The organism is Actinoplanes sp. NBC_00393 (assembly GCF_036053395.1).
GTDB lineage: Bacteria > Actinomycetota > Actinomycetes > Mycobacteriales > Micromonosporaceae > Actinoplanes.
Genome location: NZ_CP107942.1, coordinates 7,415,564 through 7,431,116, shown reverse-complemented (window position 1 = coordinate 7,431,116; position 15,553 = coordinate 7,415,564). Strand labels below are relative to the sequence as shown.

General features: G+C 70.9%; 19 protein-coding genes. 9 read left to right on the top strand and 10 right to left on the bottom strand.

Annotated elements, in window-relative coordinates; genetic code table 11:
• The first annotated feature begins 33 nt into the window (after positions 1 to 33).
• Positions 34 to 408, top strand: coding sequence for a hypothetical protein (locus tag OHA21_RS34305; protein ID WP_328462100.1), 375 nt, complete (start codon positions 34 to 36; stop codon positions 406 to 408).
• A 24-nt stretch (positions 409 to 432) separates the two neighbouring features.
• Here OHA21_RS34305 and malQ read toward each other — a convergent pair whose 3' ends face one another.
• Positions 433 to 2,529, bottom strand: a complete 2,097-nt coding sequence (malQ, locus tag OHA21_RS34300; protein WP_328462098.1) for a 4-alpha-glucanotransferase — start codon at positions 2,527 to 2,529, stop codon at positions 433 to 435.
• A gap of 67 nt (positions 2,530 to 2,596) precedes the next feature.
• Here malQ and OHA21_RS34295 point away from each other — a divergent pair, with 67 nt between their 5' ends.
• Positions 2,597 to 2,839: a hypothetical protein gene (locus OHA21_RS34295; RefSeq protein WP_328462096.1), complete on the top strand. Its 243-nt coding sequence runs from the start codon at positions 2,597 to 2,599 to the stop codon at positions 2,837 to 2,839.
• A gap of 25 nt (positions 2,840 to 2,864) precedes the next feature.
• Positions 2,865 to 4,100, top strand: a complete 1,236-nt coding sequence (locus OHA21_RS34290) for a chitosanase (protein WP_328462094.1) — start codon at positions 2,865 to 2,867, stop codon at positions 4,098 to 4,100.
• Positions 4,101 to 4,119: 19 nt separating this feature from the next.
• On the opposite strand, the gene OHA21_RS34285 is transcribed toward OHA21_RS34290, so the two are convergent.
• The 8 genes from OHA21_RS34285 to aroA all read right to left on the bottom strand — a co-directional run bounded on the left by OHA21_RS34285 (position 4,120) and on the right by aroA (position 11,842).
• Positions 4,120 to 5,367: a family 16 glycosylhydrolase gene (locus OHA21_RS34285; protein ID WP_328462092.1), complete on the bottom strand. Its 1,248-nt coding sequence runs from the start codon at positions 5,365 to 5,367 to the stop codon at positions 4,120 to 4,122.
• Between the two features lie 94 nt (positions 5,368 to 5,461).
• A complete protein-coding gene (locus OHA21_RS34280; protein WP_328462090.1) occupies positions 5,462 to 6,181 on the bottom strand; it encodes a carbohydrate-binding protein in 720 nt (239 codons plus the stop codon).
• An 86-nt stretch (positions 6,182 to 6,267) separates the two neighbouring features.
• Positions 6,268 to 6,825, bottom strand: a complete 558-nt coding sequence (locus OHA21_RS34275) for a DUF5709 domain-containing protein (RefSeq protein WP_328462088.1) — start codon at positions 6,823 to 6,825, stop codon at positions 6,268 to 6,270.
• 29 nt (positions 6,826 to 6,854) lie between these two features.
• Complete coding sequence (locus OHA21_RS34270) at positions 6,855 to 7,586, bottom strand: ATP-binding protein (protein WP_328462086.1); 732 nt, start codon at positions 7,584 to 7,586, stop codon at positions 6,855 to 6,857.
• A 176-nt stretch (positions 7,587 to 7,762) separates the two neighbouring features.
• A complete protein-coding gene (gene hisN, locus OHA21_RS34265; protein ID WP_328462084.1) occupies positions 7,763 to 8,563 on the bottom strand; it encodes a histidinol-phosphatase in 801 nt (266 codons plus the stop codon).
• 117 nt (positions 8,564 to 8,680) lie between these two features.
• Positions 8,681 to 8,890, bottom strand: coding sequence for a hypothetical protein (locus OHA21_RS34260; RefSeq protein WP_328462082.1), 210 nt, complete (start codon positions 8,888 to 8,890; stop codon positions 8,681 to 8,683).
• Positions 8,891 to 9,476: 586 nt separating this feature from the next.
• Positions 9,477 to 10,547, bottom strand: a complete 1,071-nt coding sequence (rsgA, locus tag OHA21_RS34255; protein ID WP_328478717.1) for a ribosome small subunit-dependent GTPase A — start codon at positions 10,545 to 10,547, stop codon at positions 9,477 to 9,479.
• 2 nt (positions 10,548 to 10,549) lie between these two features.
• On the bottom strand, positions 10,550 to 11,842 hold the full coding sequence (gene aroA / locus OHA21_RS34250) for a 3-phosphoshikimate 1-carboxyvinyltransferase (RefSeq protein WP_328462080.1): 1,293 nt from the start codon (positions 11,840 to 11,842) through the stop codon (positions 10,550 to 10,552).
• 151 nt (positions 11,843 to 11,993) lie between these two features.
• Between aroA and OHA21_RS34245 the strand changes: the two genes are divergently transcribed.
• From OHA21_RS34245 to rsrA, 5 genes are all read left to right on the top strand, one after another.
• Complete coding sequence (locus tag OHA21_RS34245) at positions 11,994 to 12,674, top strand: SOS response-associated peptidase (protein ID WP_328462078.1); 681 nt, start codon at positions 11,994 to 11,996, stop codon at positions 12,672 to 12,674.
• Between the two features lie 191 nt (positions 12,675 to 12,865).
• Positions 12,866 to 13,261 (top strand): WhiB family transcriptional regulator, encoded by a 396-nt coding sequence (locus OHA21_RS34240; protein WP_328462076.1) that lies wholly within the window; start codon positions 12,866 to 12,868, stop codon positions 13,259 to 13,261.
• A 13-nt stretch (positions 13,262 to 13,274) separates the two neighbouring features.
• Entirely contained in the window at positions 13,275 to 13,883 is a 609-nt protein-coding gene (locus OHA21_RS34235) for an alpha/beta hydrolase family protein (protein WP_328462074.1), read from the top strand.
• A gap of 101 nt (positions 13,884 to 13,984) precedes the next feature.
• On the top strand, positions 13,985 to 14,779 hold the full coding sequence (locus tag OHA21_RS34230; protein WP_328462072.1) for a sigma-70 family RNA polymerase sigma factor: 795 nt from the start codon (positions 13,985 to 13,987) through the stop codon (positions 14,777 to 14,779).
• Between the two features lie 4 nt (positions 14,780 to 14,783).
• On the top strand, positions 14,784 to 15,062 hold the full coding sequence (rsrA, locus tag OHA21_RS34225; RefSeq protein WP_328462070.1) for a mycothiol system anti-sigma-R factor: 279 nt from the start codon (positions 14,784 to 14,786) through the stop codon (positions 15,060 to 15,062).
• A 59-nt stretch (positions 15,063 to 15,121) separates the two neighbouring features.
• Here the strand turns inward: rsrA and OHA21_RS52840 are convergent, their stop codons facing one another.
• A complete protein-coding gene (locus tag OHA21_RS52840) occupies positions 15,122 to 15,196 on the bottom strand; it encodes a 50S ribosomal protein bL37 (protein WP_369752275.1) in 75 nt (24 codons plus the stop codon).
• Between the two features lie 133 nt (positions 15,197 to 15,329).
• On the opposite strand from OHA21_RS52840, the gene OHA21_RS34220 reads away from it, so the two are divergent.
• Positions 15,330 to 15,548, top strand: coding sequence for a biotin/lipoyl-binding carrier protein (locus tag OHA21_RS34220; RefSeq protein WP_328462068.1), 219 nt, complete (start codon positions 15,330 to 15,332; stop codon positions 15,546 to 15,548).
• The last annotated feature ends 5 nt before the right edge of the window (positions 15,549 to 15,553 follow it).

Below are 15,553 nucleotides of genomic sequence, written 5' to 3'. Positions count from 1 at the left end.
ACGGTTCATGAAGCACGTTCCACACTGAAAACCATGTCGAGCAACGTGCTGGCCGAGATCATCGGTGGACAGCGGCGGCCACTGGGGCCGCCGCCGATCGTGGAGATGCCTGCGATCCTCGAGGCCGCCCGCCAGAGCGCGGGCGCGCCGCTGCAGATCCGGCGGCACACCTCCGAGGAGGGGGCGCCGTTCTGGCGGTGGGACTGCGCCGGCTGCGGAGAGTACGGCGGCGGCCGGCACCACGAGGACGCCGTCGCCCGCGCGCTGCGGCACTGCCGCGAACACCCTCAGCACCGCTCGTCCCTGCTGCCGCCGGCCCGCTGCCGGCAGCCGGACACCTTCCTGCCACTGCACCCCATGCTGTACGCGGTGGACGACGACCCGCCGCCCGAGCCGCTCGCGATCTGAGCGGTCCGGGCGGCGGCGCCGCGGTCACCGCTGCGTGTCGCCCGACCCCGTGCGCTTCTGCGCCTCGTCGACTCCCCGGTCGATGTGAGCCGTGTACTTGTGGCCGGTACGCCGGTCCACCGCGTCACCGATCTTCTCCAGCGCCATGTCGACCTTGTCATCGTGCTTGTCGGCCAGCGCCTTCGCCTTGTCCAGGAAACCCATGCTCTTACGGTTACCCAGAATCTCGGCAACCTTGCGGAACATTGCGTCCGAACTGATGTCGGCCAGATCGGTGCCGAGCGGGATCCGCCAGTTCGGGTACTCGTCGAAGGTGCCCGGCAGGTTCGGCTGCCGGCGTTCCAGCAGGACGTCGTGCAGTGCGGCGGTGACCAGCCGGCACGGCGTCCGGGCCAGGAACCGGTGCATCGCGACCACGGTCTCCTCGGTCGTCGCGTCCGGTTGCAGGAGACCCTCGGCGCGGAGGCGGTCGAGCAGCTGATCCCGGTCCTTGGCCCAGTTCGCCCGCTCCTGTTCCACCGGTCCGGCCAGCTGGCCGAGCTCGGCGCGTACCTCGACCTGCTCACCGGCCAGGAAGCCGGCGGCGGTCGGCAGGTCGTGGGTGGAGATGCTGGCCAGCGCGTTGCGCGGGTATCCGGCGGCGGGCCGGTAGCCACCGTCGTCGTCGCGGGTGAACCAGAGCACGGCCGAGCCGAGCATGTTCATCCGGTCCAGGCCCTCGGTCACCACCGGCAGGACCGTGCCCAGGTCCTCGCCGATCACCACGGCGCCGGCGCGGTGCGCCTCCAGGGCCAGGATGCCGAGCATCGCCTCCGGGTCGTAGTGCACGTAGGTGCCCTCGGCCGGGCCCATCCCGGACGGCACCCACCACAGCCGCCAGAGCCCGGCCACATGGTCCACCCGCAGACCGCGGGCGTGCCGGAAGATCCGGCGCAGCATGTCCCGGTACGCCGCGTACCCGCTCTCGACCAGCCGGTCCGGCCGCCACGCGACGCCACCCCACTCCTGGCCGAGCTGGTTGAACGCGTCCGGCGGCGCCCCGGTCCGGGCCTCCATCGCCAGCACGTCCTGCAACAGCCAGCCGTCCGCACCGGACGGGTCGACCGCCACCGCGAGGTCGTGCACGATGCCGACGGACATGTCCCGGGCAGCCTCGGCGGCGGCGTCGAACTGCTCCTCCAGCAACTGCTGGATCCAGGCATGGAAGAAGATCCGATCACTTTCGTACGCGAGGACAGCGGGCGAGTCCGGCCGGCGCAGTTCCTCCGGCCACTCCCGCCAGTTCGGACCGTGCTCCTCGGCGAGCGCGCAGAACCGGGCGAAGTCCGCCAGTCCCGGGTCGCTCTCCAGGTCGACCGGTCCGGCCAGCGGCCGCAGCAGTTCCAGCGCGGCGAGCTTGGCCGCCAGCACCGCGCTGTAGTCGATCAGCCCGTCCGCAGGTTTCGCCGGGCGCAGCGCGTCGACCCGCTGCTGCAACTCCGGATCGGCCCGCCGGTACTCCGCGGTGTCCGCCACCCGCAGGTAGAGCGGGTTCGCGAAGCGCCGGCTCGACGGCGAGTACGGCGAGGCCGGCACCGGCAGGGTCGGGGTGACCGCGTGCAGCGGGTTCAGCAGCACCACGTCCGCGCCGCCGCAGTCACCGGCGAAGTCGCGCAGGTCGCCGAGGTCGCCCATGCCCCAGGAGCCGGCCGAGTGCAGCGTGTAGAGCTGCAGCATCCAGCCCCACGCCTCCGGCGGCTCGGGCAGTTCGGTGGGGACCACGACCAGGGTGACGTCCTGGTCGGCGACCCGCAGGCGGTGCCAGCCGAGCGGCAGGTCGGCGGGGAGCCGGTCCACCGTACGCGTGCCGCCGTCCTCGAGCGTGATCTCGCCGGGGGACGGCAACGGCCGGGTGCTCCCGGCCCGCAGCACGACTGTGCCGGGCAGGCGTTCGCCCTGGTCACGCCGGCGGGCGGCGGCGAGCGACGCGCGTACCGCCGCGGGGGTCGTCGCGTCCACGCCGAGCATGCCCAGCACGCCGATCACCGACTCCGCGGCGACGGCGGTGCGCTTTCGGCGCCAGTTCTCGTACCACGTGGCCACGCCGTGCGCCTCGGCCAGCGCCTCCAGATCCGGGTTCATGGGGCTGTTTCCTCTCACTCGGTAACGGCTCTCTTACCCGTTGCGCGCATGGGTCAGCATGGAACACATGTCTGACGTGGCGAAGTGGTGGACCCGACTGACCGCCGTGCTGACCGGCGCGGTGCTGGCCCTGGTGATCCCGGCGCACGCCTGGGCCGCGAGCAACGGCGTGACGGAGATCGCGGTCGAGGCGGCCCGGCGCCGCTCCCGAGGCGGGTTCGGGGTGTTCGGCCTGCTCTGCTGCCTGGTCGTCGTGGGTTTGGTCATATTGGCGATAGTGTTGATTTCGCGGAACCGTAAGCGTCGCTGACGCGTCCCGCCCTAGCGTTGAAGGTATGCGTTCCTTCGCGCTGGGTGCCGGGATAACGGCTGTTCTGTGTGTTCCGCTGGCCGTCTCCGTGGCCGCCAGCGCGTCCCCGGACGTGCTGCTCTCGTTGCGGCGGCCGGTGCTCGCCTCATCCACCGAGAGCGTCGCGTGGGCCGCTGCCAAGGTCACCGACGCGCACCGCGGCACCCGCTGGTCCAGTGCGGGTGGCGCCGGCACCCAGTGGGTCCAGATCGATCTCGGCGCCGCTCAGCAGGTGCACCGCGTGCGGCTGGCCTGGGCGAAGGCATACGCCAAGGCGTACCGGATCCAGATCTCCGGCAACGGCTCGGTGTGGACCGATCTCTACCGCACCGCGACCGGCAACGGCGGCACCGACGACGTCCACAACCTCGCCGGCAGCGGGCGCTACCTGCGGATCCTGGCCACCCAGCGGGGCACCACCGGCGGCTACTCGCTCTGGGACGTGCGGGCGTACGGTCCCGGGCCGGCCGCGCCGGTGACCGAGGCGGGCCAGTCCGCTGCCGCTGTGGTGCCCGCGATCGCTGCGGACCTGACCGCGAACGTCAAGAAGGAGACCGCGCTCAAGCTGGTCGCCAGCGCGGAGAACTCGACGCTCGACTGGCGCTCGTTGTACGGCTACATCGAGGACCTGGGCGACGGCCGCGGGTACACCGGCGGTCTCGTCGGGTTCTGCTCCGGCACCTCCGACATGCTCGCCGTGGTGACCGAGTACACCAGGCGAAAGCCGGACAACAGTCTGGCCGGCTACCTGCCGGCGTTGCGTGCGGTGGACGGCACCGACTCGCACAAGGGGCTCGACCCGGGCTTCCCGGCGGCGTGGCGGGCGTCCGCAGCCGACCCGGTCTTCCAGAAGGTGCAGGAGGAGGCGCGGGACCGGATGTACTTCCGGCCGGCGGTGCGGCTCGCCGAGGCCGACGGGCTGCGGGCGCTGGGCCAGTTCGCCTACTACGACGCCGCGGTCATGCACGGGGTCGCCGGACTGCGCGAGATCCGGGCGCGGGCGGTGGCCGGGCAGCGGACGCCGGTCCAGGGCGGCGACGAGATCAGCTATCTCTCCGCGTTCCTGGACGCTCGGCGGGCTGAGATGCGTACCGAGGCGGCGCACCGCGACACCACCCGGGTGGACACCGCCCAGCGGGCCTTCCTGCGGGCCGGCAACCTGGACCTGGTCACCCCGCTGAGCTGGCGGGTCTACGGGGACCGGTACACCGTGACGCGGTAGACCGGTCCCCGCTGTTACCTCAGGCCCGCGTCCACTTCTGGTTTGCGGTGCCGCCGCAGTCCCAGAGGTGCAGGCGGGCGCCGTTGGTGTTGTTCCACTCGGCGATGTCGACACACCGGTTCGCCGAGACGTTCACCAGGTCACCGGCGGCCGACAGGGTGAACCGCTGCACCGGGTTGCCGTTGCAGGTGACCAGCTGGATCGGGGTGCCGTTGGCCAGCGCGCCACCGGCCGGGTCCATGCACTTGCCCAGGGCTCGCAGGGTGCCGTCGCTGTTGAACGTCCACTTCTGGGCGCCGCTGCCGTTGCAGTCCCACATCTGCAGCCGCGCGCCGTCGACCGCGTTGGCGCCCGGGATGTCGATGCACTTGCCGTTGAAGTTGCTCTTCAGCGCGTTGCCGGTGGCCGGCGGCGGGGTGGTGCCTTCGTTCCAGGCCGAGACCCGGACGTAGTCGACCAGCATGGTCTGCGGGAACGAGGTGGAGGCGTCCGGGCTGCCCGGCCAGTTACCGCCGACCGCCACGTTCAGGATCATGAAGAACGGGTGGTCGAAGACCCACTGGCGGCCGCCGAGCGAGGCCGGGGTGACCCGGAAGTACTCGGAGCCGTCCAGATACCAGACGATCAGGTTCGGCGACCACTCCACGGCGTACTGGTGGAAGGCGTCGCCGAGCGGTGCGCCGAGGGTGCGGCTGCCACCGATCGCGCTGCCGCCGGAGTAACCGGGGCCGTGCACGGTGCCGTAGAGCTTGTTCGGCTCCTTGCCGACGTTCTCCATGATGTCGATCTCGCCGGACTGCGGCCAGCCGACGCTGCCCAGGTTGTCGCCGAGCATCCAGAACGCCGGCCAGATGCCCTGGCCCTTCGGGACCTTGATGCTGGCCTCGAACCGGCCGTACCGCTGGGTGAACTTGCCGGAGGTCAGGATCCGGCCCGAGGTGTACTGGCACGTGCCGTACCAGCACTGGTAGTTGGCCGGGTTCTCCTTGCGCGCGGTGATCGCGAGCTGGCCCTGGCCGTTCTGCCGGACGTTGTTCGTCGAGTTCGTGTAGTACTGCAGCTCGCTGTTGCCGAAGCCGCCACCGCCGACGTCGAAGTTCCACTTCGAGCCGTCCACCGGTGCGCCGGCCGCGCCGTTGAACTCGTCGGACCAGGTGACCGGGCCGATCGCGGCCTCTGCGGTGTCGCTGCGGGAGGCCAGCGTCAGGGTGCTGGCCAGGGTTGTCGCGACTATCGCCGCGCCGAGCAGGATGCGTAACTTGCGCATGGGGGATCCTCCGGGGGAGAGGGAACCGTACTCCAAACAGTCTTTAAAGTTCGACTGTCATCGGTCAATGGAGACGGGTTCCGGAACCTCCGGATCACACTTTTTTGAAAATCGCCGGCACGAGATCGGGCTGCCAGCCCGGCAGCGAGGTGTGGAATTCCTGTACGCGGTACAGCTCGCCCCGGTAGCGGACGTACTTCCCGGGCCGATACGTCGTCTGGATCTTCCAGTTCGTCGCCTGGACGGTGACCCGGACCGAGACGCGCACGTAGTCGACCAGCATGGAGTCCGGGTCCCGCCCGCCGGCGGCCGTGTTGAGCGACAGCCGGAACGGCTGACCCGCGGTCGACGGGGTGAAGCGCAGGACCTTGCGGCCGTCGACCGACCAGACCAGTGTGGTGGGCGACCAGTCGATCACGTACGTGTGGAAGTCCTCGCTGCCCACGCTGTCGTCGGCCAGGACCTCCACCCGGCCGGCCGGGAGCCCGCCGTCCGGGGTCAGCACACCCAGGGCACGCCAGGCGCCGCCGTCGCGGCTCATCCGGATCCGGGCCTCGGCCCGCCCGGACTTCTGCCCGAGGGTCTTCTGCGTCCGCAGCTGCGTGGCGAGGAAGAGCTCGCCGTCGCCGGTCAGCTGGGCGCGGCGCGCATCGCCGGCCACCGCCCACTTCGCGCCGTCGGGCGCGCCGCCCCGGGCGCCGGTGAAGTCGTCACTGAGCGCGGAGCGGCTCACCGTGTCGGCGGCCCGGGCGGGAGCGCCCGGGCCGATCCCCAGGACCAGCACTGCGGCCGCGAGCAGGTGCGCGTATTTCACCGCTGCACTCTGCTCAGCTGCCCGGCTACCAGGCAAGAGGCGCAGCCGAGATTTAATGTTCAGCCGCAGTCGGTTTTTTTGGGTGTTCAGTCGTAGTCCGGTGCTCGGGTCTCGTGCATGGCCAGCTCCTCGGCGCTCGCCCCGCCGCCGGCCGCGCCCGCGTCGTACGCCACGCTGTCCGGCTCCTCGTCCCAGCCCGAACCCTCGTCCGGCGCGACCAGCCGGCCGACCGCCTGCGGATCCTCCTCGTCCAGCTGGCCGTCGTCGTAGAGCGAGACCTGCGAGTGCGGGTCCGAGGTCGGGCCCGGCTCCCAGACGTCCCGGTCGAACTGGCGCTGCTCCGAGTCGTCCACCGTCTCGTCGATCGGGTCACGGCGCTCCGGCAGCGCCTCCTCGGCGCCGAAGTCCGGCTGCTCCTGCCGCAGCCGGCGGTCCAGTCCCTCGCCCTGCCGCTGCTCCTCGGCGGTGTCACCGAAACGGTTCGACCCGCCGGGACCCACGCCCGCGAGCGCGGCCGGGTCCGGGCCGTCGCTCCACCGCGGGCTGTTCACCTCGTCATACGCCGTGGAATCGTCGTCGGCGGTGTCCGGCAGCCCGGACGCCTCCGGATCGCTGACCTCTGCCGGGTAGTCGTTGTCTCGCATGTCCGCAATCTACCCACGGGTGGGGCCGGTCATACAGGCATCGCGGGCTCGGCTTCGAGCCGTGCCCACACCACCTTGCCGTCGGCCAGCAGCAGGTGACCCCAGCGGTCGGCCACCGAGTCGATCAGAAGCAGGCCGCGCCCGCCGTACGAGGTCGGTGCGACCGGGCCGTTGAACCGGGGCATCGAGGGTGAGCCGTCCCGGACCGCCACGCTCATCGTCCCGCCGTGCAGGGCGAGGAGGAACTGCATCGGCGTACGGGCGTGGGCCACCACGTTGTTGACCATCTCGGTCGCCACGATGCAGGCGTTACCAGCCAGTTCGGGCTGCTCCCACCGGCCGCACGCCTCGGTGATGACCTCCCGCGAGCGGCGGGCCGCACCCACCACGGGCTCCAGCTCGATGCTGACCCGGTGATCGGTATCGGGCTTGCCGAGCGCCGCGAACGCGCCGGCCGGGTCCGGCCACACCGGCCAGCCGCTCGCCTTCCAGGTCCCCGCGTCGGACGGACCGCAGAGGGTGAGATGGCTGCCTGGCCAGTCCCGGGTGTCGTCGAGGAGCTCACGCAGCATGGAGACCGCGTCGGCCCGGGCCACCTGCAGACCGGTGACGTCGACGACGATGGCCTCCGGCTGCGAGGCCAGGACGTCGAGCAACGCTGAACGGATCGGTGTGACAGTCTCGTCGTCGAGCACCCCGCTCAGCCGGACCAGGGGATAGGGCTGGCCGCGGTCCACCAGGTGACGAACCTCGCTCGGCATGATCGCTCCATTGTGCATAACGTGTCCCCTCCTCGCATTTCGGCGCGTGAGGATCCGTTGCCGCGGTCACCACCAAGTAGGCATAAATCCTGAAATCGGGTTATACGCCCCCGGCGGGCATGCAGAGGAAGTACCCCGCTCGGGTGGTCTCACTCCCGAACCGGGCACTCAGCTGATCAGGGTCGGCGAGCCAGCGCCGCGAGGACACTCTCGTGCAGCAGCCCGTTGGTCCCGACCACCGAACTCTTGTCGCCCGTCGGCCGCCCGTCCAAGTCGGTGATCTTGCCGCCCGCCTCGGTGACGATCGGGATCAGCGCCGCCATGTCCCACAGCGACAGCTCCGGTTCCGCCATCGCGTCCAGCGCGCCTTCGGCGAGCAGCATGTACCCGTAGAAGTCGCCGTAGGCCCGGCTCCGCCACACCCCGAGCAGAATGTCCATCATCTGGTCGAGGCGGCCCATTTCCGCCCACCCGTTCAGGCTGGCGTAGCAGAAACTCGCATCGGTCAGCTTCCGCACCGACGACACGCTGATCCGGGTCGCGGCGTGCTGATGCTTGCCCGCGAACGCGCCCAGCCCGCGCCCGGCCCACCAGCGCCGGCCGAGAGCCGGCGCGGACACCAGGCCCACCACCGGAGTGTCACCCTCCATCAACGCAATCAGCGTGGCCCAGATCGGTACGCCGCGGACGAAGTTCTTCGTCCCGTCGATCGGGTCGATCACCCAATACCGGCTGCCCGGCCCCGCCGCCGCGACCGACCGCCCGAACTCCTCCCCGAGCACACCGTCCCGCGGCCGCGCCCGGGCCAGCGTCGCCCGCACCGCCTTCTCCACCGCGGTGTCCGCGTCCGAGACCGGCGTCAGATCCGGCTTCGCCTCAACCCGCAGATCCAGCGCCCGAAACCGAGCCGTGCTGATCGAGTCGGCCGTGTCGGCGAGCAGGTGAGCAAGCGCAAGATCGTCCGCGTATCCAGCCATGCCAGCAAGCTAGTCCATCCACCACGCCACAGCCGCACAGGTCCAGGCCCTCCCGCCCAGACCCACTCCACCCAGCCACCCACCCAGCCACCCGGCTCAGCCACCCAGGCACCCGGCTCAGCCCACCCGGGCGCCCGGGCCCAGCGACCAGGTGCCCGGGCCCAGCGACCAGGTGCCCGGGCCCAGTGACCAGGTGCCCGGGCCCAGTGACCAGGCGCCGCGGCCCAGCGACCAGGGCCCGGGCCTAGTGACCAGGCGCCGCCCGGGCCCAGCGACCAGATGCCGGGCCCAGCCACCCAGGCGCCAACCCTCCGGCCGGGCTGACACCAGACCTGCCTGCCAGCACCCCCGAAGCCGATTGGCAGGCGCACCGAATAGGAGCGCTGTTACGTGCGCAGGTGCCAGCTCAGCGGGCTCGGCTGGCGCAGGAACACGGAATGCAGCCGTCGTTACATGCGTGGGCGGCGGCTGGGTCTGCTCGGCCGTCGGCGAGGCATGGAATGAGGGGGCTGTTGGGTGCCTGAGTGGCGGCTGGCGGATGGGAGCCGCCCGTCAGGCGGGTTTCGAGTGGTTTGTTGGGTGCGTGGGTGGCGGCTGGGTGTGCTCGGCCGTCGGTCAGGCATGGAATGAGGGGGCTGTTGGGTGCGTGGGTGGCGGCTGGCGGATGTGAGCCGCCCGGCAGGCGGGTTTCGAGTGGTTTGTTGGGTGCGTGGGTGGCGGCTGGGTCTGCTCGGCCGTCGGTCAGGCATGGAATGAGGGGGCTGTTGGGTGCTTGAGTGGCGGCTGGCGGATGTGAGCCGCCCGGCAGGCGGGTTTCGAGAGGTTTGTTGGGTGCGTGGGCGGCGGCTGGGGTCTGCTCGGCCGTCGGTCAGGCAGGAATGGGAGGGTGCGGTCGGCTGGAGGAGGGCGGGGGTCAGCCGGCGGGGGTTTCGTCGGCGGGCTGGTCGCGTTGGTCCAGGTCGCCGGCGCGGGAGCTGAGCAGGCGGCGGTATGAGGCGAGCCGGCGGGGATCGGCGTGTCCGTCGGCCACCCAGGCGTCGAGGCGGCAGTCGGCGTCCGCGGTGGTGTGCCCGCAGTTCGGCTGATCCTCCAGAGTGCCCTCGACCAGGTCGGGGAAGCCGTGGAGCAGGCTTTCCGCGCTGACGTGGGCTAGACCGAAGCTGCGGATCCCGGGTGTGTCGATGATCCAGCCCGGATCCTTCCGGGATCTGCCGATCGCCGGGAGCCGCAACGCCACCGCGCTGGTCGACGTGTGCCGGCCCTTGCCGATCGCGCTCACCGCGCCGACCGCCCGCAGCGCATCCGGCACCAGACGGTTCACCAGGGTCGACTTGCCCACCCCGGAATGGCCCACGAGCACCGAGATCCGGCCGGACAGTCGCTCCCGGAGCTCGGCCAGGTCGCTGCCCGGGCGCACCAGGACGTACGGCAGGTCCAGCTCGGCGTAGTAGCCCAGCACCTGCTCCGGCCCGGCCAGGTCGGCCTTGGTCAGGCAGAGCAGCGGCTCGACATCCGCGTCGTACGCCGCGACCAGGCACCGGTCGATGAACCCGGTCCGCGGCGGCGGGTCGGACAGCGCGCTGACGATCACCAACTGGTCGGCGTTCGCCACCACGACCCGTTCCAGGCGGCCCTCGGGCGTGGTGTCGTCGTCATCCGCGGTGCGCCGCAGCACCGAGGTGCGCTCACCGATCCGGACGATCCGGGCGAGCGCGCCCGGCGAACCGGAGACGTCCCCGACCAGCGCCACCCGGTCGCCGACCACCACCGACTTGCGGCCCAACTCGCGGGCGCGCATCGCGGTGATCACCTCGGTGTCGCCGGTGTCCTCGCGCACGCACCCGTACCGCCCCCGGTCGACCGTGATGACCAGCGCGTCGATCGCATCGTCGTGCTTCGGCCGCAACCGGGTACGCGGACGCGACGAGCGGCCCGGTCGGATCCGGACGTCGTCCTCGTCGTACTCCCGCTTACGGCCTGGCAGATCTAGCTCCTCGCCACGAGTCCCGCCCAGAGTTCGGGGAACTCGGGCAACGTCTTCGACGTACAACCTACGTCGGTGAGGTTGATCTCCGGCACGGCGAGGCCGATTACCGCCGCGGCGTGTGCCATCCGGTGGTCGGCGTAGGTCTCGAACGTGGTGCCGTGCAGCGGCCGCGGCACGATCCGCAGACCGTCCGGGAACTCGGTGATCTCGGCGCCGGCCTTGCCGAGCTCGGTGGCCAGCGCGCTGATCCGGTCGGTCTCGTGACCGCGGATGTGCGCGACGCCGCGCAGCTCGGACGGGCCCTCGGCGAGCGCGGCCAGGGCGGCGATCACCGGGGTGAGCTCGCTGACCTCGGAAAGGTCGGCGGTGATCCCGCGCAGCGTGCCGGTGCCCCGCACGGTCAGGCCTTCGGCGGACTGGCTCACCTCGGCGCCCAGCTCGGTGAAGAGCTCCTTGACCCGGTCGACCGGCTGCCAGCTGTCGGCCGGCCAGCCGGCCAGCGTCACCGAACCGCCGGTGACCGCGGCGGCGGCGAAGAACGGCGCTGCCCCGGAGAGGTCCGGCTCGATCGTCCAGGTCCGCCCCTGCAGCGGGCCCGGCTGGACGGTCCACACGTCGGGCACGCTCTCGTCCACCACCGCGCCGGCGGCGCGCAGCATGTGTGTGGTCATCCGCAGGTGCGGGGCGGACGGCACCGGTGGGCCCTCGTGCCGCAGGACCAGGCCCTTGCTGAACCGGGCCGCGGAGAGTAACAGCCCGGAGACGAACTGGCTGGAGCCGGAGGCGTCGATGACCGCCTCGCCACCCTCCACCAGGCCGGCGCCGCGCACGGTGAGCGGCAGCCCGCCGGTGGGCGAGGCCTCGATCGACACGCCGAGCGAGCGCAGTGCCTCGACGATCGGGCGCAGTGGCCGGTTGCGCGAGTGTGGGTCGCCGTCGAACTCGACGGTGCCCTCGGCCAGCGCGGCCGCCGGTGGCAGGAACCGCATGATCGTGCCGGCCAGCCCCACGTCGATCCGGGCCGGGCCGCGCAGCGGGCTTGGCTCCACCACCCAGCGGTCGTCCGCACCGGTGTCGACGCCGACGCCGAGCGCGCGCAGGCCGGCGGACATCAGCACGGTGTCGCGGGCGCGCAGCGGCGCCTCGATCACCGACGGGCTGTCGGCCAGCGCGGCGAGCACCAGGGCCCGGGCGGTCATCGACTTGGAGCCGGGCAGGCGCACGGTCGCCGTGACCGGACCGGAAGCGGGCGGGGCGAGCCAGGGGCGAGGTTCAGCAGTCACGGTCGCCATTCTGCCGCCGCCCACCGACATTTCCGCGGCGAGTTCCCGGCCCACGGGACACCCCACCCGTCCGGCTGACCCGAGCCGCGGCCGTGGGGTGCGGTGAAGGGGCGGCATTGCGGGCGGACGGTCGGGGCCGCCGGGGCGTACCGTGCTGCGCATGTGCGGGCGATACGCGACCACCAGGAGCAACGCCGACCTGAGCCAGTTCTTCGAGGCGGTCGACGTGGCCGAGCCGTTGCGGCCCAGCTGGAACGTCGCGCCCACCGATCCGGTGCCGCTGGTGCGGATGTCGCAGCGGGATGCGGCCCGCGTCGTCGACAGCGCGCGCTGGGGGCTGGTTCCGCCGTGGGCGCCCGACCTGCGCGGCGGCGCCCGCATGATCAACGCCAGGGCGGAGACGGTGGCGACGCTGCGGTCGTTCGCGCCGTCGTTCGCCCGGCGGCGGTGCCTGATTCCGGCTGACGGCTGGTTCGAGTGGGTGCGTACCTCGGGCAAGCAGAAGCAGGCCTACTACATGACCCCGGGGGACGGTACGCCGCTGGCGTTCGCCGGACTCTGGTCGGCGTGGGGTCCGGAGTCCGTGCTGACCTGCAGCGTGGTGACGACCGCTGCGATCGGGGGCCTGACCCGCGTGCACGACCGGATGCCGCTGATCCTGCCGGCCGACCGATGGGCGGATTGGCTGGCCGGCGGCGGGGAGCCCGAGGAGCTGCTTCGCCCGCTCTCCGAGCGGGATCTGGAGGCGATCGAGGTACGCCCAGTAGGCTCCGATGTCGGAAATGTCCGAAACAACGGTCCAGCCTTAGTGGAACCTGTTGCCGAGGTAACGCTTTTCTGAACAGCTCTAGATCAACGATGGTCTTTGTCGCTTTATGCGCCCATTCTGGATCGACAACTTTGTTTCAAGATAGATCACCCCCTTGTTCTGATCTTGTACGGTGCGGTACAAACCAGCGCCGGAGTGGTGCCGGACCGTAAGGTGCGGCCCGGCCGCCACAGCAGTTCCGGTCCCACGGGGGAGGTGGGCTGATGACACGAGCACGCATGCCGCGTCCGCACGAGGTGGCTATCGCGCGACGCGACCCGCGGCTGCTCGAGGCGATCGCGCAACGGCAGACCGATGAGGCGTGGCGCACGAGGGGCGCATGCCGCAGCGTTGATCCGGAGACGTTCTTTCCCGCGCCGAACGAGCCGTCCGGCGGAGCCGTCGCGCTCTGCGGCACGTGCGACGTGCAGGGCCCATGTCTGGCCTGGGCGCTGCAGGTCGGCGACTGCCACGGCGTCTGGGGCGGCACCACGCCACGGGAACGGCGGGCCATGCTGGTGGCCTGGCGGGAGCGGGTCCAGGCGAACGGCGAGATGGTCGAGGACGACGACTCCGACGACGATCGCCGGTTCCTGACGCTCACACCGGTCAGTCGCTGATAGAACGGGCCTTGTGTCCAGTTCCACCCGAACGATCGAAACCCCACGCGGCCCCGCTGCCGTGCTCGTCACCGAGCCGTCCGGTCCGGTGCGGAGTCTGCTCGTCCTCGGCCACGGTGCCGGGGGCGGCGTCGACGCGCCCGACCTGGTGGCGGTGCACGACGCGGCGGTGGCGGCCGGCGTGCGGGTCGCTCTGGTGACCCAGCCGTACCGGGTCGCGGGCCGTCGCGCCCCGGCGCCGGCCGGGCACCTCGACGAGGCTTGGACGACGGTGGTGGGCGCTTTACGCGTACCGGAGATGCCGTTGATCCTGGGCGGGCGCTCCAGCGGAGCGCGCGTCGCCTGCCGGACCGCGCCCACGCTCGGGGCCACGGGGGTGCTGGCGCTGGCCTTCCCGCTGCATCCGCCGGGCCGGCCGGAGAAGAGCCGAGCCGGCGAGCTGCCCACCTCGATCCCGACGCTGGTGCTCAATGGTGATCGTGATCCGTTCGGGGTGCCGACCGCGACCGGCTCGGTCGAGGTGCTGGTCCGCCCGGGTGCCGTCCACGATCTCCGCAAGGATCTGTCCACCACCGCGGAGCTGGCCGTGAGCTGGTTGCGCAGGCACGCCTGGGCCGCTTGATCCACTTGCGACGGGGGTCACCCGGCGCCCTCTTCCGGAATGCAACTTGCGAGTTTGTGGTTGTACCGCTCGGAAGATGTCGGCGGGAAGGGGTATTCGTAGTGCGAGCCGGTACCGAGTACGTCCAGCGTGACGGCCGGGAGGCGGCCCGGGTGCGGACGTTGTTGAGTTCACCCGAATGGCCTGCGGCCCAAACGCCCCCTTCGGTGAGCGTCGGCACACCCGCGGTTTTCGAAGGCGTTACACGGGCACTACCCGTATCCTCGGCGGGGCGGTCGAGGGGGGAGTCCAGGGTGGCCCAGAAGGAGCGGACCGACGAGCGTCGCCGGCGGTTCGAGCGCGACGCGTTGCCGTTCGTGGATCAGTTGTATGCCGCCGGACTGCGGATGACCCGTAACCCGGCCGATGCCGAAGACCTGGTGCAGGAGACGTTCCTGAAGGCGTTCTCCGCGTTTCACCAGTTCGAGGAGGGTACGAACCTCAAGGCCTGGCTGTACCGGATCCTGACGAACACCTACATCAACTCGTACCGGCGTAAGCAGCGGCAGCCGGTGCAGGCGCCGACCGAGGAGATCACCGACTGGCAGCTCGCGTCGAGCGAGTCGCACACGTCGCAGGGTCTGCGGTCGGCCGAGACCGAGGCGCTGGACCGGCTTCCGGACAGCGACATCAAGGAAGCGCTGCAGTCTCTTCCGGAGGATTTCCGGCTCGCCGTCTACCTCGCCGATGTCGAGGGTTTCTCGTACAAGGAGATCGCCGACATCATGGGTACGCCGATCGGCACCGTCATGTCCCGGCTGCACCGCGGCCGGCGCAACCTGCGCAAGCTGCTCGAGCAGTACGCGGCTGACCGCGGTATCAGCCGTACCTCGACGTCCGAGCCGCAGGAGGCCTGACGGGATGACCAGCGACGAGCACGAGACCGATTGCACGGTCGTTCTCAGCGAGGTCTACCTCTACCTCGATCTGGAGTGTTCCGAGGAACGCCGCCAGCTGATCAAGAAGCATCTCGACGACTGCTCCGGGTGCCTGCAGGAGTTCGGCATCGAGCACGACGTGAAGGCGCTGGTCGGCCGCTGCTGCGGCGACGAGCGTGCCCCGTCCGAGCTGCGTGACCGGCTGCGGCACAAGCTCGATCAGCTCGAGGTGCAGACCGAGACGCGTGAGTTCCTGATCTGAACGTGACGAAGGGCCCGGCGGCGGGAGCTGCCGGGCCCTTCGTCACGTATGCAGACGGCTCAGCTGTTGGGGCGCTTGCCGTGGTTCGCGCTGCTCTTCTTGCGAGCCTTCTTCTTACGGGCTTTCTTGGCCATGGCCGACTCCTGTTCCTGGCGTGTGACTCGCAGCCGATCGTAGTGGGCGCGTCCCGTGGCCTGAGACTCACCTGCTCCGGATCCATGATTTGATGGCGTCAATCGACAGCGTTGACGAGGAGGACGACCGGCGATGGCGGACGAGATCCGGGCCGAGATGGTGGCCAACGTGTGGAAGGTCGTGGCCTCGGTCGGCGACACTGTCGCGGAAGGCGACACGCTGGTGATCCTCGAGTCCATGAAGATGGAGATCCCGGTGCTCGCCGAGTCCGACGGGACGGTCGGTCAGCTCGCGGTGAACGAGGGCGACGTGGTCCAGGAAGGCGACCTGATCGCCGTCATCGACGGCTGACCCTT